At 72.3% G+C, this 914-nt stretch carries 1 pseudogene; it reads right to left on the bottom strand.

Features of this window, described 5'->3' with window-relative positions:
* Positions 1 to 914: pseudogene (locus Q3A80_RS31855) on the bottom strand (aconitate hydratase AcnA); the annotation flags it as partial.

The raw sequence follows: 914 nt of genomic DNA, 5'->3' as shown, positions 1-914 counted from the left end.
GGCGACAGCGCGTCGGCCGGCGCGTCGACCTCGAGCTTATCACCTGGCCGGAGGTCCAGCGTGTCGGGGTGGATGCCCGCGGCGAAGCGCAGCGGCAGGATGCCCATCCCGATCAGGTTCGACCGGTGGATGCGCTCGAAGCTCGACGCCAGCACCGCGCGGATGCCGAGCAGCCGCTGGCCCTTCGCGGCCCAGTCGCGCGACGAACCGGTGCCGTAGCGCTCGCCCGCGACGAGCACGACCGGATCGCCTTCCCGTTCGTAACGCGCGGCCGCCTCGAAGATCGGCAGCACGTCGCCGCTCGGCACGTGCAACGTGTGCGCGACCGGCATCCCCGCGCGCAGCCGGTTCACGAGCGTGCGGTTGTAGAACGCCGCGCGCACCATCACTTCCCAGTTGCCGCGCCGCGACGCGAACACGTTCAGATCGTCGCGATCGTCGCCGCGCGACACGAGGAAATCGGCGACGAAGCTGTCCTTCGGAATCGCGCTCGCGGGCGAGATGTGATCGGTCGTCACGTCGTCGCCGAGCACGAGCAGCGGGTAGGCGCGATAGGTGCCGAGCTGGCTGCCCTGCGACGCCGACGCGAACGGCGGACGGCGCAGCGCGGTCGACGCCGGGTCCCACGGGAATCGCGCGCCGTCCGGCGCGCCGAGGTCGTGCCACGCCGCGTTCGCGCCCGCCTGTGCGAACGCCCGCGGATAGTCGCGCGGATCGGCGGCCGCGCTCGCGAGCGCGGTGACCGCTTCGCGCGTCGGCCACAGATCGCGCAGATAGACGGGGCGGCCGTCGGCCGTGCGCTGCAGCGGATCGCGGCTCACGTCGATTTCGGCGTCGCCGGCCAGCGCGAACGCGATCACGAGCGGTGGCGACATGATGAAGCCGAGGTCGAGATCCGGGTGAATGCGCCCCGG

The sequence above is a fragment of the Burkholderia sp. SR8 genome, from assembly GCF_052851275.1.
This window is presented reverse-complemented; position numbering and strand designations above follow the sequence as displayed.